Here is a 21,490-nt window from a genome sequence, read left to right as displayed (position 1 = left end):
GATATTGCCCCGCTGAACGGGGCAAAATAAAATTATTTTTTCGTTAATGCAGAGATTCTGCTCGAAAGTGAGAATAAACGAATAAACCCTTCAGCATGTGATTGGTCGTATACATCATCTTCACCAAAGGTTGCAAAGTCTTCACTGTATAAGCTGTTAGGTGACTTCTTCTGCACTGCAGTTACTTGACCTTTATACAGTTTAAGAACAATTTCACCTGTTGCCAGCTTTGAGAGTGATTCAGCAGCTGCAAGAATTGAATCTTTAAGCGGCGTAAACCAACGGCCGTCATACACTAAGTGTGAGAACTCACCACCCAGCACTTCTTTCCACTTGCGGCTTGATTTATCTAACACGAGCTCATCAACAGCTTGCAGTGCAGCCATGATTACTGTGCCCCCTGGTGTTTCATAACAACCACGCGATTTCATACCGACTAAACGGTTTTCAACAATATCTACACGGCCTACACCATGTGGCGCTGCGATATCATTTAGCTTAACTAAACAATCGTATGGTTTTAATGTCTCACCATTAACCGCAACCACTTCACCTTCTACTACGTTTAATGTCACATATTCAGGCTCGTTTGGTGCTTGCTCTGGAGAGTTAGTCCAGGTCCACACTTGATCGCTCGGTTGGCACCATGGATCTTCAAGCTCGCCACCTTCGTGCGAAATGTGCCATGCGTTTGCATCACGGCTGTAAATTTTTGTAGCAGATGCTGAACAAGGGATATTACGCTCAGCCAAGTAATCTAGTAATGATTCACGGCTTGATAAATCCCATTCACGCCATGGCGCAATCACTTTAAGATCAGGCGCTAATGCTGCGAAACATGATTCAAAACGCACTTGGTCGTTACCTTTACCTGTGCAGCCATGCGACAGTGCATCAGCCCCCACTTTACGCGCAATCTCTACTTGTGCTTTTGCAATAATAGGGCGCGCCATCGACGTACCCAGTAAATAAGTACCTTCGTAGATAGAGCCTGTTTTTAATGTCGGATAAATATAATCACTGACCATTTCGTCTTTTAGGTCAACCACATAACACTCAGATGCACCTGAAGCGATTGCTTTGGCCTCAACGCCTTCAAGCTCTTCAGCACCTTGGCCTACATCAGCAACGAATGCGATAACTTCACAGCCGTAGTTCTCTTTTAACCACGGCACGATTGCCGATGTATCTAGACCACCAGAATAGGCTAATACGACTTTTTTGATTGAACTCATTGGTGTTCCTTAAACAAAATTTGGATTTAATAATGTGACAAGCAGTGCGTTTTGCGCATGCATACGATTTTCTGCTTGTTGAATAATTTTTGATGCAGGGCCATCCATTACCTCAGAGGTAATTTCAAATTCGCGATGAGCTGGCTGGCAATGCAACACTGTTTGCGCGCCCGTTTGATCAAGCAACGCTTGATTTAACTGGTACGGCATATATTTAGCCTTAACTTGCTCAAGTGGGGTTTTATCTCCCATAGATACCCACGTATCAGCATAGACTGCATTTGCGCCGACTGCCGCTTCAATTCTGTCACTGACCATCACAGATGCACCATTCATGGCTGCAATTTGCTCTGCTTGTTTGAGAATCTGTGAATCTGGAGAACTCCCCTTAGGGCAAACCGCCACAAAATCAGTCCCTAACGTTGCAGCAAGTAACATAAGTGAATGCGTCACGTTATTGCCTTCACCTAAATAAGCAAGCTTCAGTTTACTGACATCGCCGTGTACTTCTTGCAGCGTTAAGAAATCCGCTAATGCTTGGCATGGGTGGTATAAATCACACAGACTATTCACCACAGGCACTGACGAAAATTCAGCAAGCGTAGTTAATGTTTTATGTGCAAATACACGAGCCACAATACCGTCGGCCCAAGTAGAAATATTTAAAGCAAAATCTTTCACCGATTCACGTGCACCCATAGCCCCATTTTGTGAGTCTAAATACACAGCATGGCCACCTAATTTATTAATGCCTATATCGAATGATAAACGCGTGCGTAAGCTTGGTTTTTCGAATAATGTCACCACTGATTTGCCCGCTAACGCTTGGCTAAAATCAACAGGGTTTGCTTTAATTTTTTGCGCTAAGTCTAATAATTTAAGCGCGCCTTTTTGGTCTAATTCAAGACCCGATAAAAAGTGAGTTAACATGTAATACCTATGGTGTAATCTTTGTTCCAACGTGCTCGCCTTGCAATAAAGCGACTAAATTTTCTGGCTTTAACCAGCTTGAGATATACACACCACGTCGTAAATGTTGGGCAGCAAGAAGACTGGTCTTAACTTTGACCTCCATCCCGCCCTGAATAACTCCTTGAAGAATTAATGCATCTATTTGCTGCGTATTAAGTTGATGTAATGGTTGCTTATTTGCATCAAGTACCGCTTCTACATCAGTCATAAAAATAAGTTCTGCATCAAGCTCTTTCGCAATCGCTGCGGCCGCTTCATCTGCATTTACGTTGTACCAAAGTCCCTCTTCATCAAAACCAATAGAGCTGACTAATGGTAGACGGCCTTGTTCAATTAAGCTGGGTAAAATACTGTCGATACTGTCACAGCATTGCCCAACTTGCCCCAACGCTTTTAATTTTTGCTTAACCACAACACCGGCTTCATAAAGGCTCATACCCACAGGTTTATGACCCGAGGCAATGGCTTGACTCATTAGTTGTTTATTAGCACAGCCAGCTAACGCCCCAACGATGTATGGCATTTGTTCTTTTGGACTGATACGTAAACCTTGGTGCTTAGCACTGGCGAATCCCGCATCCATAAGCCATGCATCAACTAATGCACCCCCACCATGAACAATCACAAAGTTAGCTTGCTGTTGTGAGATTAAAACATCAAATAGGGCTTTTGCAGCATCGGCAGTATTTAATACCGCACCGCCAATTTTAATGACCCATGTTTTCATCATAACGCTCCTACTAATCCGGTATGATGAGGTATACCCATCGCTAAATTAATACATTGCAATGCTTGCCCAGCCGCCCCTTTTAACAGGTTATCAATGGCCGACATAACAATGAGCTGTTCGCCTTTTTGTTGCCACGCAATATCAACATACGGCTGTTTAGCAACGCCTTTAATACTGGGTATTTTGCTTCCAAGTAAACGAATCAACGGTTCATCGGCTAACACCTGATACGCTTCTGTTACTTGCTCTGGTGTTACACCGGGTTTTAATTGCACATAAATAGTTTCTAAAATTCCCCGCGGAAAATTCCCCAAATGCGGGGTAAATAACACAGGATGGCCTAAATGTTGTTCAATTTCAGGTGTGTGCCTGTGGTTAAATAACCCATAAGGCGCAAGTGATACTTCGCAAAAATGCGTATTAACACTCGCTTTTCTACCCGCCCCCGTGACGCCTGACACGGCATTAATAATAATTGTTTGCTCTGCTAATAAGCCGGCTTCTTTCAATGGTTTTAATGAGTTAAGTGCGGCTGTAGGATAACAGCCTGCAACCGCAACCAAATTTGCCTGACTGATTGCATCCGCATTCCACTCTGCTAGTCCATAGGCTGCTTGTGTTAAAAGCGTTGGATGCTGATGCGCAAAGCCATAGTAAGTGAGGTAATCCTCATTCCCAGCTAAACGAAAGCCGCCTGATAAATCGAATACTTTTTTACCCATTGCTAAAAATCGAGGAGCAAGGTCAACACTCACTTCATGATCTGTACATAAACACACGTAATCAGCATGCTGTTCGATGTCGGTATAAGCGGCTGCTGTTAATGGCTGTAATGGATGGTCTAAAAGCCCTAAATGCTCAGGATATAAGTCACTTAAACACTTATTTTTATCTAAGCTGCCCTCAGAGACATAACATGCCTTTAAAGTTAGTTGTGGGTGCTTGGCGACTAAACTCGCAAGCTCTGCGCCGCTATATCCACTTGCGCCAATAATCACTACATTCATTGCTTGGTTTTACCTATTTAACTTATCTATTTACACATTTAAAACTACTCGCTGTTTAGCGAATAAAAACACTATCTAAAGTAATGAAATAAGGTTATCGTCGTTTTGTGTTCATACGCTACTTTAAAGTATATTTATGCTCAAAAAGTGAATTGATATTCATAATAAATACTTTTATATTGTTATGCAATTAGATTGAATAATTATTTTTGGATTTTTTTATGTCGCTTCCCTCTTTTTTATCGATGTATCAACAATTGATTGCTGCGCCTTCAATTAGTGCAATTGAAGACTCTTTATGCATGAGCAATAAAGAGGTCATTACCTTACTTGCCAATTGGTGCGAAACCTTAGGCTTTAGCTGCGAAATTACAGAGCTTGAGCATGGCAAAGGTCGCTTTAATTTATTAGCGAGACGGGGTGAAGGTGAAGGGGGACTGATGTTAGCGGGCCACACCGATACCGTGCCATTTGATGACAGCCGCTGGAATTATGATCCGTTTAAATTAAGCGAGCATGACAACAAGTTATTCGGTTTAGGCAGCATTGATATGAAAGGTTTTTTTGCTTTTGTACTGCAGGCCATTAGTGAGCTTGATGCAAGCCAGCAAACAGAGCCTTTATTAATTTTAGCCACAGCCGATGAAGAAACGACAATGGCGGGTGCTCAGCAAATATGTCGCCACCCTAATTTAAAGCCCGCGCGCTGTATTATTGGCGAGCCAACAGACATGACACCGGTGTTTACTCATAAAGGCCACATGAGTTCAGCGATTCGCGTTGTGGGTCGTTCGGGTCACAGCTCAGACCCTGAGCGAGGCTTAAATGCCATCGAAGTCATGCATAAAATGATTACAAAACTGTTAATCATTAAAGACGAATTAAAGAATAAATATTCAGTTGAGCACTTTGTAATACCGTACCCAACATTAAACCTAGGTCATATTCATGGCGGCGATAACGCAAACCGTATTTGTGGCTGCTGTGAAATGCACATTGATATGCGCCCACTACCCGGTTTAAGCGTACAAGAGCTGCAAGCCATTTTGATTAATGCAGCCAATGAAATAAATACTGAGTATCCAAACGCTGTCAGCGTTATTGACTTACACGACCCAATACCTGCATTCAGCGGCAGCACAGATAGCGCTTTAGTAAAACTGGCAGAAAAGGTGTCAGGCCAACCTGCGGTTGCAGTTAACTACTGCACCGAAGCGCCGTTTATTCAACAATTAGGCTGTGAAACGATTGTTATGGGGCCAGGGTCAATCAACCAAGCACATCAGCCTGATGAGTTTTTAGCCATGGAAAAAATCAAACCATCGCAACAGATCATCAGTGAAATGATTAAGGCTAGCTGTTTTCAAAAGGCATAATACCATTTTGCAATAATTTTTAATCATTTTGAGGGATTAAACCAGTCGCTAACTGCGTTAAAAATTGCTGATTTACGACTGCATAGATGCAGAAGGTAGAGCAATGCAGGAGCAATGCAGGAGCAATTGCCGAGAATACCTAAATAACGAAATTTTTGCATTGTTATCAACGAGCTTTTATTGCCTCAACCTTGCTCATTGAAATACGCAAATTGGTATAAAAAAAGGAGCTTTCAAGCTCCTTTTTACTTATTTATATCACCTAATCCATGTACTTACTTAAATACTTTTTAAATACAGGATCTGTTTTAGACAGTTCTTTTTGCTCTGCAAGAATATCTTTTAATATAGCCTTTGACGTAAGCGGATTCGCTAACACAACTCTAAACACCACGGTAGGCTGGTAATCGTATTGCGCAGGGGTTAAACGTGTACGCGATACAAAAGAACGCCCAGCTTCACGCTGACGTTTTTGCATACTGGCCGTAAAACGGTTCAGTGAAGCATAAATATCGAGTTTAGTTTCTTCGTCAGCATTTTTAAGTTTTTCTTGAATCTGTTTAGGGACATATCGATAGGTTAATAAACACAATTCAGGTTCTGAAATCAGCTCAAAGTCTTCGTCTTGCCTAATTAATTCAGCAAAGGTACGTGCTTTAACGATACTGCGATCAATCAGCATCTCGTAACCTTTACGACCAATGACACGTAAGCATGCATGCACCAACATTGCCATGCCTGGGCGACTACCTTCAAGCGTATGACTCCCCAAATCTTTTGAGCCTTTACGTAAAATATACTCTGCATGATGCTCAATCGCATCGGTTGCTGCTGGGTCTTTAAATAACACTAAACCAGCGCCCATTGGCACATACATCTGTTTGTGGGCATCGATTGTAATTGAATCGGCTCGCTCAACACCACTCAATAAATGGCGATAGTTTTGCGATAATAAGGTTGCTCCTCCCCATGCTGCATCAACATGGAAATGACAGCCCAATTCTTCACTTAAATCAGCCATATCATTAAGGGGGTCAATACTGCCTGTTTCCGTAGTACCCGCAACACCTACCAGCGCCATTACCTTAATGCCTGCCGCTTCCAGTTCTTGCGCTTTTTCACGCATGGCTTGAATGTCTACTTTATTGTTCTTATCGGTTTTTATTGCAATGATATTGTCGCGACCAATTCCCAATAAATCGACTGTTTTACCAAGAGAGTAATGACCTCGTTCAGAAACCAGTACAGCAAGCCCTTTATAGCCATAATGCAACATACCCGCAATTAAGCCTTGAGCTGCAATTCCTTTGTAATCGCCATCCGCTCTTAATAAACGGTTTCGTGCAATCCACAGTGCGGTAATGTTGGCAACTGTCCCCCCTGAGCAAAATGCACCGAGTGACGTTTTTGCACTATGCATCCACTTACTGTAAAACGCATCATCTTGTCCATATACAAGGTGATGCATCATACCAAGCACTTGTCGTTCAAGTGGGGTGAACGCTTTTGAGGTTTCAATTTTTACTAAGTTTTGATTCAGACCTACCATCAACTTTGATAACGGCAGTACAAAGTGCGGTAAAGCAGAAGTCATGTGGCCAATAAAGCTAGGCGCGGCTGTATGAACTGAATGCGCAACAAGTTGCTCCATAATATCTTGAGCATAGTCAGATACAAATGTGGGCTCTTCTGGAATCATTGCCGATTGAAAGTCTTTCTCTATCTCATGAAGAGGCTTCTCAATCGCAGCAATATTCTCGTTTAAGAATCCTGCAAGGTTGCTTGAAATCTCTGATTCAATTTTACTCAGTGTCGAGTCTGGTGCTTCTGGCACCGTAAAAATACGAATCAAACTTTCTTTAGAGGCGACGGCACAACGCTTTTGATCCATCCTAATACCCATTATAAGCAGCTTAAAAATGAACCCAATGCAGGAACATTGAGGTTTACATTTTGCGGCACTGTTTCTATGAAATTGGCTAACTTTACTGGAATATCATGAAAATGTCTCGCTTAAAGCCAAAAAGCCATGCTTTCGGTGACAAAAAAATGATCGATGGGTGAATTTTGTCGTAATTTTCTGCTATCAGCTGCGTATTTTTTAAGTATAATCAAGTCATAACTGCAAAGGGAACACCTATGCCGAATGGAATGCAAAGAACACGCTGGCTTATTTATGGTTTTGCCGCATTTTTTATTAGCTTATTTGGCTATATTTATTACACCTATGAATCAACACGTAGTGAGATAATGGCGAATGTTGATGCCAAATTACTCAATGCGGCAATCAGTGTTAAGCATATTTTAGGGGATGATTATCATACCCGTGTGAATGCAGGCCAAACTATTTCACCTGAGCTGTATAAAGATAAGAGCAGGGCTTTATCTGACTACGCTAAGCAAATGCAGGTAGCGTATGTATATGCGATGGTGCTGCGCGATGATACGGTATTCTTTAGTGCCTCTAGCTATACTCAAAAAGATCACAACAGTGGACGCGTGACACACTTTTTAGATGCGTACCCTGAAGCCACCGACATCAATAAAGAAGCTTTTTTTTCGACAGAACCCGTTTTTGAAATATCACAAGATCACTGGGGCAACTTTAAAAGTATCTTTGTGACCTTTGTTGACAAAAACGGCCACACTTATATTACAGGTGCAGACATTGCTATTGATGATCTCAATGAGCAACTGCAACACAGCATAACAAAAGCAACCATTACAAGCGGCTTCTTTTTCTTTATTGTTGCTTTAATCGCGTGGCTTTATTTTTTACAGCTTAAACGCTCACTCCTGACTGATGCTCGCACCGGCTTTGCCAATCATATTGCGCTCGAGAATTACATAGAAAGAACAACCAGACACCGCATGGAACTTGCTGTTATCAGTATCAATGAGCTTGAGGATATTAGTAGTTTTTATGGCACCGATGTCAGCGATAGAGTGATGGCTAATCTACTCACATATTTTCAATCCCGCATACCAAGCGAGAGCGCAATCTTTCGTTTAGCGACGAATAAAATCGCATTATTGAATATTCGCAACGCTGAGCAACGTATTGACGATATTATCAATACCTTTAATCACGCAATTCCTGTGCTAAGCGAGCCATTTATTTATATTACTTTGCATGCTGGAATCGCCTCGTGTAACAAACTCATGCTCATAGAAAATGCACATATAGCCTTGCAACAAGCCAAGTTAAATAATCAACGTATTGTTCGCTATGAGAATGTATTTAAACAAGTTGAAGAGCAATTTAGACACAACGTCACTCTCGCTAAAGAAGTTAGAGAAGCGTTCGATAACAATCGAATCGTGCCCTACTTTCAGCCAATTTATAACACGGAACTTAAGCAAATAAGTCACTATGAAAGCTTAGCCAGAATGGCAACTGCACAAGGTCGGATTCATTGCCCTGATTACTTTATGGCTGTATTAAAACGCTCACGCATGGACGGGTTGTTAACACGCACCATGTTTTCACGATGTATTGAACAATTCAGAAAGACAAATGTGCGCTGGAGTATCAATATCACCGCGCAAGATATTCTCGATCCAAGTTTAAGTGAATTTCTAGAGCAGCAATTAAGGCGTTACCCAAAACCACACAATATTATTTTTGAGTTTCATGAAACTGAAGCCATTGCATACTTTAGCCAAGTGAAAGCCTTTATTAGTTTATTAAAGAATAAAGGGGCGCAAGTGATGATCAATGAATTTGGTGCGGGGTACTCAAACTTGTCTCACATTTTAAAGCTTGAAGTGGATGGCTTAAAGCTCGACAAAGACCTAGTAAGCCAAATACACAATAATGCCGATAGTTTTATGTTTATAGAGCATTTAGTGAAGTATGCTCAGCAATTAAACTTAGCGGTTATTGCTGAGCAAGTAGAAAGTGAGCAAATTGCCGATGCACTTTCACGTGCGGGTATCACACTCATGCAAGGTAATTATTTTGCTCCACCCACTCCCTACATTAACACGCAAATTTAAAGGTTTATGACCAAGCGGTGGCTCTGCTGTCCACTGGCCCAATACTTTCGCTCGAACGGCGTAATAGGCACATCGTGTTCATAGCGTTCAACTTGGCATGGATGTCCAGCCAACTCAAGGGCGCGAGCGAACTCTTTAACGTAGATATCCCAGTTACTTCTGAGCTCTAATCGGCCGCCAAGTTTAACAATAAATGGAAAAATTGCGGCCCCATGCCAGCGCCTTTGTAAGTGCTTAGCTTTTGGCCAAGGGTTTGGATAAAGCAGATAATGGTGAGTTGGCTGCCAATTTGCTGCAACCGCTAAACGCCAAAAATCATTTAAATCAGCTTGTACCAAAATATACTGGCCAGTGTCTGTTTGTTTATATTCAATATCGTGCTTATCTAAACGATGTGACGACTTGTCAATTCCAATAACAAGTGCCTCTGGGTGGCGCTTAGCAAGATTAGCGGTACTCTCTCCCACCCCACAGCATGAATCAAGAATAATTGGTCCATTGAATGCGTGAACTTTTTCATTCACTTGGTCAAATGCAGCTTGCGTGTGCGCTGCAATTGGTTTTTTAAACTCTGCACTTAAGTGCTTTAAAACAATCTCGTCTAGCTTGTCATGCAAGCCGGGTTGATTCGATACAATACTTCTCGAATTTGCATCTGTCATTAGTGTCTAAGCCCCACACCGCGTTTAATTAGCGTTAAAGCTAACGTAAATAACCCCACAATAAATAATCCTAGTACACCAAACGCGACCGATAAGTCGACATCCGACACACCTAAGAAGCCATACCTAAATGCATTAACCATATATATAATTGGGTTTACTTGCGATACCCCCTGCCAAAACTCAGGTAACAGGGTAATCGAGTAAAACACCCCACCTAAGTAGGTTAATGGCGTTAAAATGAACGTAGGTATAATGCTGATGTCATCAAAGCTATTTGCGTAAATTGCATTTATTAAGCCCCCCAGAGCAAATACGGCTGAGGTTAAAATCACAGTCGCCATAATCACGAAAATATTGTGAATTTGAATATCAACAAATAGCAAAGACACGCACGTAACAATTAAGCCAACCAACATGCCTCGTGTCATACCTCCACCCATGTAGCCTAGTACAATGATGTAATTAGGCACCGGTGCCACAAGTAGCTCTTCGATACTTTTTTGGAATTTAGTGGAATAAAAGCTCGACGCCACATTAGAGTAAGAGTTAGTAATCACCGACATCATGATGAGGCCAGGTACTATAAATTCCATGTAGGAAAAACCACCCATATCACCAATGCGTGAGCCAATTAGGTTACCAAAAATAACAAAATAAAGGCTCATCGTAATTGCTGGCGGTACCAGCGTTTGCACCCAAATACGTAAAAAACGAATACACTCTTTAATCCAAATACTCTTTAGCGCTACACCATATTTAAACATTATTCGCCTCGCCCTTGTTCTAATAAACCCACAAACAACTCTTCTAATCGATTGGCCTTATTACGCATACTGAGCACTGTATTGCCTTGCTCGGTTAACGCCGTAAACACCTGATTTAGCCCCTGCGATTTAGCCACCTCAACTTCTAAGGTATGATCATCGGTTAAAGTAAACTGATAACCATCAAGGCTGATAGGGTTAACTGGCTGTTTTAAGTCAAGCACGAAGGTTTCTTTATCAAGCTTGGCAAGTAACGCTTTAATTGTGGTGTTTTCGACAATCACACCACTATCAATAATAGCGATGTTCTTACACAACAATTCCGCTTCTTCTAAATAGTGCGTGGTAAGAATAATGGTAACGCCTTGTTTATTGATTTCACGCAAGAAATCCCACATAGAGCGACGCAGTTCAATATCAACCCCCGCCGTAGGCTCATCAAGAATAAGTAACTTTGGTTCGTGCATAAGCGCACGGGCAATCATTAAACGGCGCTTCATTCCCCCCGATAACGTGCGAGCTTGTTTATCTTTTTTCTCAAATAAACCAAGTTGTTTTAGGTATTTTTCAGCACGTTCATGAGCAAGCTTTCTTGGTACGCCATAGTAGCCAGCTTGATTAACTAATATTTGGTTAAGCGTTTCAAACTGGCTAAAGTTAAACTCTTGCGGTACTAAGCCGAGCTCTGATTTTGCAGCTTCGAGATCTGTATCGATATTATGACCAAAGACTTCAACACGGCCTGCGCTTTTATTCACAAGTGATGAAATCACGCCAATTGTGGTTGATTTACCCGCCCCATTGGGACCTAACAAAGCAAAAAAGTCGCCTTGTTTTACCTGTAAATCAATCCCTTTTACGGCTTCAACGCCATTTTTATAAACCTTTTTAAGGCCTTCAATATTTAATGCGATTGTCTGTTCGCTCACTGTTTGCCCTCTCCATAACCCCAACGTTTCGTTAGAGTATGTTCAATATGTAAATGATCTAAAATACGTGCCACCATAAAATCGACCAAGTCAGAAATGTGCTCAGGTTTATGATAAAACCCGGGTGCTGCAGGCATAATGGTGACACCCAATTTTGCTAACTTGAGCATGTTTTCTAGGTGTATTTCACTAAAAGGTGTTTCGCGTGGCACCAAAATAAGCTGACCACGTTCTTTAATAACCACATCAGCAGCACGTTCCAATAAGTTATCAGATGCGCCAACGGCAATGGCCGAGACTGAGCCTGCACTGCAAGGACACACCACCATTTTTTTAGGGGCTGCCGAGCCCGATGCTACGGGGCTAAACCAATTATCTTTACCAAATACTTTTAGCTGCTCTGGGGCTGCATTGAACAGCTTACTAAGCTGCTCTGTCGCTTTGTCTTCATTACCTGAAAGCTTAATATTTGATTCGGTATCAAGTACCACACGCGCAGCGCTTGAGATCAACACGTACACTTGAAACTGTTGTTCTAATAATACTTCTAACAACCTTAAACCGTAAGGCGCGCCCGACGCGCCACTAAACGCTAGGGTTATTTTATCTTTAAATTGCATACAGTTAACTCCGTATACTGGTTAGTTTTGTTCTAATACCGTGATCAAGCGCTGATGAATACCTTCAAAACCACCATTACTCATAATCAAAATATGGTGATGGGCAGCCGCACTGTTTGCAACCAACGTAATGATTTCCTCAGTACTCGTGCTGCAGTGCATACCCGCTTTGTCAGCATAGTCTTTTAATGACCAACTCAAATTTTCTGGCTCAAACAAATACACCTCATCGGCTGCACTAAGCGAGTCAATAAGCGTTTGCTGATGCACGCCCATTTTCATGGTGTTCGAACGGGGCTCTAGTATCGCAATAATTTTCTCATTGCCGACTTTAGCGCGCAGGCCTGCTAAAGTCGTTTTTATCGCGGTTGGGTGATGGGCAAAATCGTCATACACTTTAATGCCCTTTATATCAGCTTTGAGTTCCATGCGACGCTTAGGTGAAATAAACTCAGCTAAACCTGCAATGCTCACGGGCACAGCGATACCGACATGACGCGCAGCTGCAATCGCCATAATCGCATTTTTGACATTATGTTCGCCCATAGCTTGCCACGACACAACGCCCTGTACTTCTCCCGCTAACAACACTTCAAACTCGCTGCCATCCGCTTTAAGTAAGCGATAATCCCAATCACCTGACAGCGTTTCGCTATCACTCCAAAGGCCGCGCTCAATCACATCCTGCAGTGCTTCATCTTGGCTTGGCCAGATAACTTTGCCACTACAGGGTAATGTACGCATCAAGTGATGAAATTGTTTTTTAATCGCATTTAAATCTTCAAAAATATCAGCATGATCAAATTCAAGATTATTGAGGATTAAGGTCCGTGGTAAGTAATGCACAAACTTACTGCGTTTATCAAAAAAGGCGGTGTCATATTCATCGGCTTCAATGACAAAAAAAGGCGTCTCACCAACTCGTGCTGATACCCCAAAGTTTTGCACAATGCCACCAATCAAAAAGCCCGGTTTCATACCTGCATATTCTAGCAGCCATGCCAACATACTCGCGGTTGTCGTTTTACCATGCGTGCCTGCGACAGCAAGCACCCATGAGTTTTGCAATAAATTATGCTTAAGCCATTCTGGGCCTGAGGTGTAAGGTAAGCCTTTATCGAGCACATATTCCACACAGGGGTTACCACGGCTCATCGCATTGCCAATGACCACCATATCGGGCGCGGGGTCTAATTGTGTAATGTCATAACCTTGAGTTAGCGTAATGCCAAGCTCTTCCAGCTGCGTACTCATTGGGGGGTAAACATTTTGATCAGAGCCTGTCACTGTGTGACCCAACGATTTAGCGATTGCGGCAATCCCGCCCATAAAGGTGCCACAAATTCCAAGAATATGAATATGCATCTACTGTCCTGAACAAAATGAATTACGAAAAAATAAAGCGTTATAATGCCAAATATAACCTTTACTTACCATGATTAGACGGCAATAGACTTTTGCCGAATAGCAAACATAAAAAAACACCTCAAGACCGAGGTGTTTTTTAAAGTGAGTAAAACGGTTTTTTACAGCATTAAAAATGCAAATAAACCGACACCAAGTAACAAGCGATAGATAACAAATGGCATCATGCCCATGCGCTCAATTACTTTTAAGAAAAAGAAAATACAGGCATAAGCCGAAACAAACGATAGACCTGCACCGAGTAAAATAGCTTGCCAATCAATCGCTTCACCTGCAGTTGCAAGTTGATATATATAATATGAACCTGCCGCAGCAATGACCGGAATCGACATTAAAAACGAAAAACGTGCTGCGCTTTGCTTATTTAAACCCAGCAATAAACCCACGGTTATCGTTATGCCAGAGCGCGACGTGCCAGGAAAGACCATTGCCAGCACTTGCGAAAAACCCAACAGTAACGCACTAAAAAAATTTACTTGGTAGATATTTTTTACTTGTTTTGCTTTTACATCGGCATACCAAAGTAACAAGCCGAAAACGATAGTTGAAGTGGCAATCACCCACGCATTTCGTGAATAGCTCTCTACAAAGTCTTTAAATAAGTACCCAATTAATAACGCAGGAATCGTGGCAACAATGATCCACCAGCCCAAACGGCTGTCATCGGTTGCGCCTTGTGAGCCAAACGACTTAAACCAAGCCCCCAAAATATCAACCACTTCTTTACGGAAATACAGTACCACCGCACCAAGCGTACCTACGTGTACTGCAACATCAAATGCTAAACCTTGATCATGCCAGCCTAAAACTTGCGAAGGTAAAATTAAATGCGCTGAGCTCGAAATAGGTAAAAACTCAGTCAATCCTTGAATTAAGGCTAAAACAATTATCTCAATAATACTCATGGGTTAGTAAACTCCACCTTCCATAGTTTTTGTTGTGGGTTGTTATAATTTTCCCATAGCTCAGCCAGTGTTTGCTTAGCTACAGGGTGAAAAAAATCAGGGGCAATTTCTGCTAGCGGTTTTAAAACAAACGCATTTTTTGTTATTTCATCACGCGGTAATTGCGCTGGCGAATCGCAAATAATGTCATCATAAAACAATAAATCAAGGTCTAATGTTCTAGGACTAAACTTTTTATCTTCACGAGTACGACCGTTATCTAACTCTATTTGCTTCAGTAATTTACACAGCTCAGGCAATGGCATGTCAGTATTCGCACCAAGCACTGAGTTATAAAAATTATTACCCGCAAATCCCACCGCTTCACTTTCATATACCGATGAATGAACACTATCAGGGAAATACGGCTTTAACGTCTTTAATGCTTGGCGAATATAATGCTCTTTATTTACATTCGAGCCTAAGCTGATAAAAATCTGTGCCATATTAACTTGCCTTGTGACGGGTGATTTCGACTCCCACCGTTTTAGCTTGAGGAACCGCAGCTGGTTTGCTGACACGAATTGTGACTTGGCTGGTTGTAAATTCGGTTAAAATAATCGCGGCGAGTTGTTCAACTAAGGTTTCAAGAAGCTCGACGGGTTTTGCCGTCGTGTGCGCTATAACGCGTTCACTGACTTTAGCGTAATCAAGCGCTAAGTTTATATCATCGGTTGCCGCTGCGGCTGAAATATCACACACCATTTCAATATCAAAATACAGGCTTTGTTTCGTTTCTTTTTCAAAATCATACACGCCTATAATGGTGTCTACGTGCAGTTGTGATATGTATACCTTGTCCATTGATACTCCAAGCGACATAAATATTAAAACCAATACCTATCGTATACGCGTATTAATTTCAATAATGCGCACAGAGCTGTCATAAAGTTTTAAAATATATAAAAATTCCCTCTACAATAACGGGTAGATGCACTGCAAAATGTAGCGTACTATCTACTCAAAAGTAGCGGCAGATGGTTTTGCCGCCAATGATAGCCCAAAAGTGCAGATTAAAAATAAGGAAGCGCGTGTTAGAAGTTTTAATGTTAGTTTTAGCCTATTTACTGGGGTCGGTTTCCTCCGCTATCCTCGTGTCTAGGTTATTTAAACTACCAGACCCACGCAGTCACGGATCGAATAACCCCGGTGCCACCAATGTGTACCGACTTGGTGGAAAAGTCCCGGCTGTATTAGTGCTGGTGTTTGATATTTTAAAAGGCACCATCCCTGTGTGGGGCGCTTATTTCTTAAAAATCGAACCGCTGATGTTAGGTTTAATTGGCGTCGCAGCGTGTTTAGGGCATATGTACCCTGTATTTTTCAGCTTTAAAGGGGGTAAAGCCGTTGCTACGGCCTTTGGTACTTTACTACCTATTGGATTATCTTTAGGTGGATTATTAATCGCGACTTGGCTATTAATAATCGCAATAACGCGCTATTCGTCACTTGCAGCACTTATTACAGTGTCGCTTGCCCCACTTTATACATGGTGGATAAAACCACTTTATACGTTGCCAGTCACGTTTTTAACACTGTTGATTATTTTCCGTCACAGAGCAAACATAACCCGTTTATTAAGTGGTGAAGAGCCAAAAGTAGGGACTAAGAAAAAAGCCCCTGACAATAACAACGACTAAGTTACAGCGCTTCTAATGAGTCGATTGGCCAGCGCGGCTTAGTTTTCATATCAAGGCTTGCAAACTGCCCCGCTTTAAGGCGTTGCATGCCCGCGTAGGCGATCATAGCGCCGTTATCTGTACAAAATTCAGTGCGAGGATAATACACTCGACCTTTCATGCCTTGCATTACACGCTCTAATTGCGCACGTAATTGAACGTTAGCACTCACTCCACCGGCAATCACTAAGCGTTTAATACCTGTTTGTTTAAGGGCACGCTTACACTTAATAATCAACGTATCAATTACTGCAGTTTGAAATGCGTGGGCTATGTCAGCTTTAGTCTGCTCATCATCAGCACTGTCACGAATAGCAAGCGATGCAGCCGTTTTTAAACCACTGAAGCTGAAATCAAGCCCAGGTTTATCTGTCATCGGACGTGGAAACACAAACCGTTCAGGCGTGCCTTGCTCAGCTAGTTTTGCTAAACGAGGACCCCCTGGGTAATCAAGTCCTAATAACTTCGCTGTTTTATCAAATGCTTCACCTGCCGCATCATCGACAGATTCACCCAGTACTTCGTACTCACCAATCCCTGACACTTTCACCATCATTGTGTGCCCACCCGACACAAGTAGCGCAATAAACGGGAATTCAGGCTTATCTTCTTCAAGCATTGGCGCCAGTAAATGCCCTTCCATGTGGTGCACAGCGACAGCAGGAATATTCCAGCCATAAGCAAGAGAGCGACCGATAGAGGTGCCCACTAACAAAGCCCCCACTAAACCTGGCCCTGCGGTGTAAGCAATGCCGTCAATATCGTCAGGACCACAACCGGCTTGCGCAAAAGCTGCGTCGATTAATGGCAAAGTTTTACGTACATGGTCGCGTGATGCAAGCTCAGGTACCACACCACCGTAGTCTGCGTGCACTTTAACTTGGCTGTATAGTTGATGTGCTAATAAGCCTTGTTCATCATCGTAAATGGCAATACCTGTTTCATCACATGATGATTCAATACCTAAAATTCGCATCAATTACTCCGCCAAGAAAAATAAGCGCGTATTTTACAGCTAAAATACGCATTACTGAACACTAAATTGCAATACCAATGTTGGTTTGACCGTCTGAAATAGCAAGCTGCTTGAGCTCTTTTACGTTTTCTGAGGTAATTCGGCCCATTTGCTCAACAAAATCAATTAGCTCTGCAAGCACATCCATCTCGTACTGCATTAGCGGGTGTTCGCGGACTGATTTGTTATCAGCCACTTCACCTTCAACCGTTAATTGGTATTCAATAAAGCGTGCAACAGAGGCTTGTGAAATTTTGCTAATGTTTAAAAACTCTTGGTCATCTTTAGCCATCAGACCATGCAACATTCCCAATAATGCGGTTGCAGTGTCAATAGCGGGGTAAGTGCCAAACATATCAAAGTCACTGAGCTCTGGTACATTAGGCTCAATTTTTTCAATTTGCTTTTCAAGGCTTATCTTACTTTTTGGCAGTAATATTTTTTCCCAGCATACATTCAGTGCGCTGCGAAATACCGCTGCGTCACCAAAGCCAGTTGCTTCACTAAATAAGCTGTAATTAGGCAACATACGCTCAAGAAGCGCGCCGCCTAATACCGCTTTTTGCAAATAGTTTAATTCTCTAATGCGTTGAAAATTATTCGCTTTCGTCATTCTTAACAGTCCTACAAGACCAACATATTTCAAATGTTGGGCCATTCAGTTCGCTGCATGATGGGCAAACCCAGTCTGGAGCCGATTGTTTTACTTGCCGGTAGTTTACCAATATTTCTTGTGCATGGCGCTCTTTTAATGCGTAAACAAGAATATCAACCCCCGTTTGTTCAAAGGGAATCTCTCCCAATGCACCTTGCAGAAGCTCACCTTGCAGTTGGCATTGTATTCCTGCGGTATGTAAAAGCCCTTTTATAATATTAGCTTCAAGCCCATTAGCGGCTTGGTAGATACGTACCCATGAAAAAGGTTCTGACGTAGTTGGTTGATTTAAATTATTTTTATGCAAATTTACTCTCTTTTACTTTGCAGCTTTAGCAACCTAAGCTACCCTAGCAATTGACCCTGCTACAACCTATATTGAAGGTAGCCTTATGACATTAACAACGCCTGGGCTGTTATTCCCGGCCATTTCTTTACTATTACTTGCATACACCAATCGCTTTTTGGTACTTGCCCAACTCATTCGAGAACTGAATGCGCGAGAAGGAGAAAGTATTCGTCCTTTGGTTGTTGCACAAATCGCCAACCTCAGAAAGCGTATTAAACTGATTCGTATAATGCAAGTTTACGGCGTGGCATCATTTCTCATGTGTACCTTGTCAATGTTCGCTTTGTTTATTGAGTTTAATACAACAGGCATCATATTATTTGGACTCAGTCTTGCTTGCTTAACTTTATCGCTTCTTACCTCTTTATATGAGATTCATATTTCATGTGATGCAATAGAAATTGAATTAAGAAATATAGAAAAAAAACCCTTAGTGGATAAGGCAGAGTAAATTTCTGCCTCTATACTTATTGTTACCTGATACGACAATAAGTGGTGCTTGTGTGGATGATTTTTTATTTTCTGAAGAACGGTTAGAAGAAAATAACGTACAAACTGAAGAACCAGAATACTGGCATATTCTTGTTGTTGATGACGAAGAAGATATTCATCAAGTTACCAAGCTTGTACTAGCTGGTTTTCAATTTGAAAATAAAAGCTTACGCTTCTACGATGCCTATTCTGCAGCAGAGGCTAAAGAGCTTTTGAAAAAAGATATCCCTTTTTCAGTGGCACTTGTTGATGTCGTCATGGAAACAAACCATGCCGGACTTGAACTTATTCAGTATATTAGGGACGACATTGATAACCACCATATCCGCCTAATTCTGCGCACCGGACAACCAGGTGAAGCACCTGAAGAATCTATTATCCGTGATTACGATATAAACGATTACAAAAACAAAACCGAATTAACAGCCATAAAAATTAAAACACTGCTCTATTCTGCACTGAGATCTCATCGTGATATCCAAATTATTGATCGCCATAAACATGGCCTCGAACAAATCATAAATGCCTCAGCTAACTTTTTAAAATGCGACAGTGTGCAAGAATTTGCATCCACTATTTTAAGCCACGTGACAAATGTGATGGGTATAAACGACACTCAAATTTATTGTGCTGCCGCGGTTAATTTACAATCATCTCCTGCAACAGACTTTCAATTATTGGCGGCTTCAGGCGTTGGGCCTATCCCCAGTCAAAATAATATTCCTGACGAAGTTAAAAGTTTATTTATTGATGCTCATGATCGTAAGTCATCACTAAAAACAAGTACCGACTACATTGGTTACTTTCCAACCAAAGCGGGCCTTGAAACTATGCTGTATGTAAATAAAGGAAGTAAATTACATGCTACCGATCATCAACTTCTTGAGTTTTATGCAAACAATATTGCACTGGCCTATGACAATCTTAAATTGCGCGAAATGGTAAAAGAATCGCAAAAGGAATTGTCCTATATTCTTGGTGAAGCAGTAGAAAAACGCTCTAAAGAAACAGGCTCACATGTTAAACGTGTCGCGTTATACAGCGAGTTACTTGCAAAACTATCAGAACTTAATCCCTTTCAGTGTGAAATCATCAAGCTTGCCTCCCCCTTACACGACATAGGAAAAATAAGTATCCCTGACAACATCTTAAATAAGCCCGGAAAATTAGATGATACAGAATGGGAAATAATGAAGACACACGCTGAAGTAGGTTATGAAATTCTAAAAAATTCAAGTAACGAGATCATGACTTGCGGTGCAATGATCTCACTTCAGCACCATGAAAAGTGGGATGGCTCTGGGTATCCACACGGTTTAGCAGGTAAAGATATTCATATCGTTGGTCGTATAACTGCGCTTGCTGACGTGTTTGACGCTCTATGCAGTGACCGTTGTTACAAAAAAGCGTGGCCACTCGATGAAGCACTTGCACTAATAAAAAATCAACGTTCGAAACATTTTGATCCAACTTTAGTCGACTTATTACTTGAAAATTTACCACTTTTCTTGGAGATTAAAGACCGTTACCCTGACTAGTTGTAACTTACCTGTAAAACAACACTTTTAAAAATGGGTACAATAATTTACTATACTCAATGTTAGGTATTATTATTTTAACTCAATGTAAGGGCTTACTTAATAAAAAGGGACTATATAAAGTGAGATTTGAACAACTTGAACAATTCGTTGCACTCGGCGTACTCAGACACTTCCGCCAAGCTGCTGAAAAAACCCAGATAAGCACTTCAGCGTTAACTCGTAGTATTCAAACACTTGAAGATGAAGTGGGCTATGAACTCGTTACTCGCTCTACTCGTTCTGTAAAGCTAACCAAAGAAGGTGAACTTTTCCTCGAGTACGCACAACAAACACTTAATAATTTAGAAGAAACAAAAAAACGTTTATTCGAGTCATTAAATGGTTGTGAAAACGAAAAGCTCGTTATCGGCTACACAACTAAAGCAAGTGCAGTTGTACCTGTGTCGTGTGGGCAATTTTTAGCACAATACCCACATGTTAAAATTGAAATGCAGTTGCAAGAACAAAGTGAGTTAATTCGCAAACTGCAACTTGGTGAAATTGATATCAGCGTTTGCTCACAAGCCATGAATAGCATTGGTAGTGATATCCATTTGCCTGATCAGCTAATTTTATTTGTATCAAAAAATCATCCAATTGCTAATAAAACAGACATTAGCAAGAAAGACTTAACAGACTACCCAATGTACAGCTGTTTTTCACAATCGAAGCCGGTTCAATCGATGCTAAACGAAGCAATTGATTCATTCAATAAATCAACCAGCGTTAAGGTCGGTAGTATTGAACAAGTTATGGAAGGCTTGAAAAAGTCAAACCATATTGCGATTGCGAGTATTGAGCATGCCAACAGCGTTTCTTCAGACCCTGAATTGCTAGTATTAAAAACCAATAAAGGAATCGCTCACGAACAGTTAGTGATCCAAACTAATCAACAAATTAATGAAAACTCGCACGTGAGTTATTTATTAGATCTTATTGAAAAAACAGCATTATCTAGCCACAACTAAATGCACATATCAAGCTGGCTTGACTACGTTAGGCCAGCTTATACATCCTCATTGTTTTACTGCATAAAAAGCGTGCATGTAATTTT

At 41.4% G+C, this 21,490-nt stretch carries 22 protein-coding genes; 6 read left to right on the top strand and 16 right to left on the bottom strand.

Annotated elements, in window-relative coordinates; translation table 11 throughout:
* Positions 1 to 32: 32 nt before the first annotated feature.
* The 4 genes from GZH31_RS03085 to argC are packed head-to-tail and all read right to left on the bottom strand — an operon-like array spanning position 33 to position 3,944.
* Entirely contained in the window at positions 33 to 1,235 is a 1,203-nt protein-coding gene (locus GZH31_RS03085; protein WP_036970883.1) for an argininosuccinate synthase, read from the bottom strand.
* A gap of 9 nt (positions 1,236 to 1,244) precedes the next feature.
* On the bottom strand, positions 1,245 to 2,165 hold the full coding sequence (locus tag GZH31_RS03080) for an ornithine carbamoyltransferase (RefSeq protein WP_036970885.1): 921 nt from the start codon (positions 2,163 to 2,165) through the stop codon (positions 1,245 to 1,247).
* A gap of 7 nt (positions 2,166 to 2,172) precedes the next feature.
* A complete protein-coding gene (gene argB, locus GZH31_RS03075; protein ID WP_036970887.1) occupies positions 2,173 to 2,934 on the bottom strand; it encodes an acetylglutamate kinase in 762 nt (253 codons plus the stop codon).
* Entirely contained in the window at positions 2,934 to 3,944 is a 1,011-nt protein-coding gene (gene argC / locus GZH31_RS03070) for an N-acetyl-gamma-glutamyl-phosphate reductase (RefSeq protein ID WP_065978016.1), read from the bottom strand. Before argC ends, argB begins: the two co-directional genes overlap by 1 nt.
* A gap of 221 nt (positions 3,945 to 4,165) precedes the next feature.
* Between argC and argE the strand changes: the two genes are divergently transcribed.
* Positions 4,166 to 5,320: an acetylornithine deacetylase gene (gene argE / locus GZH31_RS03065; RefSeq protein ID WP_036970890.1), complete on the top strand. Its 1,155-nt coding sequence runs from the start codon at positions 4,166 to 4,168 to the stop codon at positions 5,318 to 5,320.
* A 262-nt stretch (positions 5,321 to 5,582) separates the two neighbouring features.
* Here argE and panP read toward each other — a convergent pair whose 3' ends face one another.
* Positions 5,583 to 7,211 carry a pyridoxal-dependent aspartate 1-decarboxylase PanP gene (gene panP / locus GZH31_RS03060; protein ID WP_036970892.1) on the bottom strand — a complete coding sequence of 543 codons (1,629 nt, stop codon included), beginning with the start codon at positions 7,209 to 7,211 and terminating at the stop codon, positions 5,583 to 5,585.
* A 248-nt stretch (positions 7,212 to 7,459) separates the two neighbouring features.
* On the opposite strand from panP, the gene GZH31_RS03055 reads away from it, so the two are divergent.
* Positions 7,460 to 9,319, top strand: coding sequence for an EAL domain-containing protein (locus GZH31_RS03055; protein WP_036970894.1), 1,860 nt, complete (start codon positions 7,460 to 7,462; stop codon positions 9,317 to 9,319).
* Here GZH31_RS03055 and GZH31_RS03050 read toward each other — a convergent pair.
* The 8 genes from GZH31_RS03050 to folB form a co-directional block, all read right to left on the bottom strand.
* Positions 9,316 to 9,981 (bottom strand): tRNA (guanosine(46)-N(7))-methyltransferase TrmB, encoded by a 666-nt coding sequence (locus GZH31_RS03050; protein WP_118844011.1) that lies wholly within the window; start codon positions 9,979 to 9,981, stop codon positions 9,316 to 9,318. The two genes, GZH31_RS03055 and GZH31_RS03050, sit on opposite strands and share 4 nt — an antisense overlap.
* Positions 9,981 to 10,748 (bottom strand): ABC transporter permease, encoded by a 768-nt coding sequence (locus GZH31_RS03045; RefSeq protein WP_036970898.1) that lies wholly within the window; start codon positions 10,746 to 10,748, stop codon positions 9,981 to 9,983. Before GZH31_RS03045 ends, GZH31_RS03050 begins: the two co-directional genes overlap by 1 nt.
* Positions 10,748 to 11,677 (bottom strand): ABC transporter ATP-binding protein, encoded by a 930-nt coding sequence (locus GZH31_RS03040; RefSeq protein WP_036970900.1) that lies wholly within the window; start codon positions 11,675 to 11,677, stop codon positions 10,748 to 10,750. Before GZH31_RS03040 ends, GZH31_RS03045 begins: the two co-directional genes overlap by 1 nt.
* On the bottom strand, positions 11,674 to 12,297 hold the full coding sequence (locus GZH31_RS03035) for a flavin prenyltransferase UbiX (RefSeq protein WP_036970902.1): 624 nt from the start codon (positions 12,295 to 12,297) through the stop codon (positions 11,674 to 11,676). Before GZH31_RS03035 ends, GZH31_RS03040 begins: the two co-directional genes overlap by 4 nt.
* A 21-nt stretch (positions 12,298 to 12,318) precedes the next feature.
* Complete coding sequence (gene mpl / locus GZH31_RS03030) at positions 12,319 to 13,662, bottom strand: UDP-N-acetylmuramate:L-alanyl-gamma-D-glutamyl-meso-diaminopimelate ligase (RefSeq protein WP_065978011.1); 1,344 nt, start codon at positions 13,660 to 13,662, stop codon at positions 12,319 to 12,321.
* A 161-nt stretch (positions 13,663 to 13,823) separates the two neighbouring features.
* Complete coding sequence (locus GZH31_RS03025) at positions 13,824 to 14,627, bottom strand: undecaprenyl-diphosphate phosphatase (protein WP_036970908.1); 804 nt, start codon at positions 14,625 to 14,627, stop codon at positions 13,824 to 13,826.
* Complete coding sequence (gene folK, locus GZH31_RS03020; RefSeq protein WP_118844009.1) at positions 14,624 to 15,112, bottom strand: 2-amino-4-hydroxy-6-hydroxymethyldihydropteridine diphosphokinase; 489 nt, start codon at positions 15,110 to 15,112, stop codon at positions 14,624 to 14,626. The genes GZH31_RS03025 and folK overlap by 4 nt, the downstream gene beginning before the upstream one ends.
* Before the next feature lies 1 nt (position 15,113).
* The gene (gene folB, locus GZH31_RS03015) at positions 15,114 to 15,470 is read right to left on the bottom strand and encodes a dihydroneopterin aldolase (protein WP_036970914.1); all 357 of its coding nucleotides are present in this window, start codon (positions 15,468 to 15,470) and stop codon (positions 15,114 to 15,116) included.
* Positions 15,471 to 15,697: 227 nt separating this feature from the next.
* Here folB and plsY point away from each other — a divergent pair, with 227 nt between their 5' ends.
* Positions 15,698 to 16,306 (top strand): glycerol-3-phosphate 1-O-acyltransferase PlsY, encoded by a 609-nt coding sequence (gene plsY / locus GZH31_RS03010; RefSeq protein WP_036970917.1) that lies wholly within the window; start codon positions 15,698 to 15,700, stop codon positions 16,304 to 16,306.
* A 1-nt stretch (position 16,307) separates the two neighbouring features.
* On the opposite strand, the gene tsaD is transcribed toward plsY, so the two are convergent.
* The 3 genes from tsaD to GZH31_RS02995 form a co-directional block, all read right to left on the bottom strand.
* On the bottom strand, positions 16,308 to 17,321 hold the full coding sequence (gene tsaD, locus GZH31_RS03005; RefSeq protein ID WP_036970921.1) for a tRNA (adenosine(37)-N6)-threonylcarbamoyltransferase complex transferase subunit TsaD: 1,014 nt from the start codon (positions 17,319 to 17,321) through the stop codon (positions 16,308 to 16,310).
* Positions 17,322 to 17,382: 61 nt separating this feature from the next.
* Positions 17,383 to 17,973, bottom strand: a complete 591-nt coding sequence (locus GZH31_RS03000; RefSeq protein ID WP_036970924.1) for a YjaG family protein — start codon at positions 17,971 to 17,973, stop codon at positions 17,383 to 17,385.
* On the bottom strand, positions 17,957 to 18,322 hold the full coding sequence (locus tag GZH31_RS02995) for a DUF2007 domain-containing protein (protein WP_075594087.1): 366 nt from the start codon (positions 18,320 to 18,322) through the stop codon (positions 17,957 to 17,959). The genes GZH31_RS03000 and GZH31_RS02995 overlap by 17 nt, the downstream gene beginning before the upstream one ends.
* Before the next feature lie 85 nt (positions 18,323 to 18,407).
* Here GZH31_RS02995 and GZH31_RS02990 point away from each other — a divergent pair, with 85 nt between their 5' ends.
* The 3 genes from GZH31_RS02990 to GZH31_RS02980 all read left to right on the top strand — a co-directional run bounded on the left by GZH31_RS02990 (position 18,408) and on the right by GZH31_RS02980 (position 21,404).
* Positions 18,408 to 18,815: a DUF2721 domain-containing protein gene (locus GZH31_RS02990; RefSeq protein ID WP_036970930.1), complete on the top strand. Its 408-nt coding sequence runs from the start codon at positions 18,408 to 18,410 to the stop codon at positions 18,813 to 18,815.
* A 52-nt stretch (positions 18,816 to 18,867) separates the two neighbouring features.
* A complete protein-coding gene (locus GZH31_RS02985; RefSeq protein WP_036970933.1) occupies positions 18,868 to 20,394 on the top strand; it encodes a DUF3369 domain-containing protein in 1,527 nt (508 codons plus the stop codon).
* A 122-nt stretch (positions 20,395 to 20,516) separates the two neighbouring features.
* Positions 20,517 to 21,404 (top strand): LysR family transcriptional regulator, encoded by an 888-nt coding sequence (locus GZH31_RS02980; protein WP_065978067.1) that lies wholly within the window; start codon positions 20,517 to 20,519, stop codon positions 21,402 to 21,404.
* Positions 21,405 to 21,490: the final 86 nt, after the last annotated feature.

This window comes from Pseudoalteromonas sp. JSTW, assembly GCF_013423925.1.
In the GTDB taxonomy this organism is placed as follows: Bacteria; Pseudomonadota; Gammaproteobacteria; order Enterobacterales; family Alteromonadaceae; genus Pseudoalteromonas; species Pseudoalteromonas lipolytica.
Note: the sequence above shows the minus strand (reverse complement) of the source record. Positions and strands in the feature narration are given on the sequence as shown.

Excerpts from the sequence above, each read along its gene's own strand:
- argE (WP_036970890.1), top strand. The coding sequence starts at position 4,166 with ATGTCGCTTCCCTCTTTTTTATCGATGTATCAACAATTGATTGCTGCG.
- GZH31_RS03050 (WP_118844011.1), bottom strand. The coding sequence starts at position 9,981 with ATGACAGATGCAAATTCGAGAAGTATTGTATCGAATCAACCCGGCTTG.
- panP (WP_036970892.1), bottom strand. The coding sequence starts at position 7,211 with ATGGATCAAAAGCGTTGTGCCGTCGCCTCTAAAGAAAGTTTGATTCGT.
- GZH31_RS03045 (WP_036970898.1), bottom strand. The coding sequence starts at position 10,748 with ATGTTTAAATATGGTGTAGCGCTAAAGAGTATTTGGATTAAAGAGTGT.
- folK (WP_118844009.1), bottom strand. The coding sequence starts at position 15,112 with ATGGCACAGATTTTTATCAGCTTAGGCTCGAATGTAAATAAAGAGCAT.
- argC (WP_065978016.1), bottom strand. The coding sequence starts at position 3,944 with ATGAATGTAGTGATTATTGGCGCAAGTGGATATAGCGGCGCAGAGCTT.
- argB (WP_036970887.1), bottom strand. The coding sequence starts at position 2,934 with ATGAAAACATGGGTCATTAAAATTGGCGGTGCGGTATTAAATACTGCC.
- GZH31_RS03080 (WP_036970885.1), bottom strand. The coding sequence starts at position 2,165 with ATGTTAACTCACTTTTTATCGGGTCTTGAATTAGACCAAAAAGGCGCG.
- GZH31_RS03025 (WP_036970908.1), bottom strand. The coding sequence starts at position 14,627 with ATGAGTATTATTGAGATAATTGTTTTAGCCTTAATTCAAGGATTGACT.
- GZH31_RS02990 (WP_036970930.1), top strand. The coding sequence starts at position 18,408 with ATGACATTAACAACGCCTGGGCTGTTATTCCCGGCCATTTCTTTACTA.
- tsaD (WP_036970921.1), bottom strand. The coding sequence starts at position 17,321 with ATGCGAATTTTAGGTATTGAATCATCATGTGATGAAACAGGTATTGCC.
- GZH31_RS03085 (WP_036970883.1), bottom strand. The coding sequence starts at position 1,235 with ATGAGTTCAATCAAAAAAGTCGTATTAGCCTATTCTGGTGGTCTAGAT.
- mpl (WP_065978011.1), bottom strand. The coding sequence starts at position 13,662 with ATGCATATTCATATTCTTGGAATTTGTGGCACCTTTATGGGCGGGATT.
- GZH31_RS03000 (WP_036970924.1), bottom strand. The coding sequence starts at position 17,973 with ATGACGAAAGCGAATAATTTTCAACGCATTAGAGAATTAAACTATTTG.
- GZH31_RS03055 (WP_036970894.1), top strand. The coding sequence starts at position 7,460 with ATGCCGAATGGAATGCAAAGAACACGCTGGCTTATTTATGGTTTTGCC.
- GZH31_RS03035 (WP_036970902.1), bottom strand. The coding sequence starts at position 12,297 with ATGCAATTTAAAGATAAAATAACCCTAGCGTTTAGTGGCGCGTCGGGC.
- folB (WP_036970914.1), bottom strand. The coding sequence starts at position 15,470 with ATGGACAAGGTATACATATCACAACTGCACGTAGACACCATTATAGGC.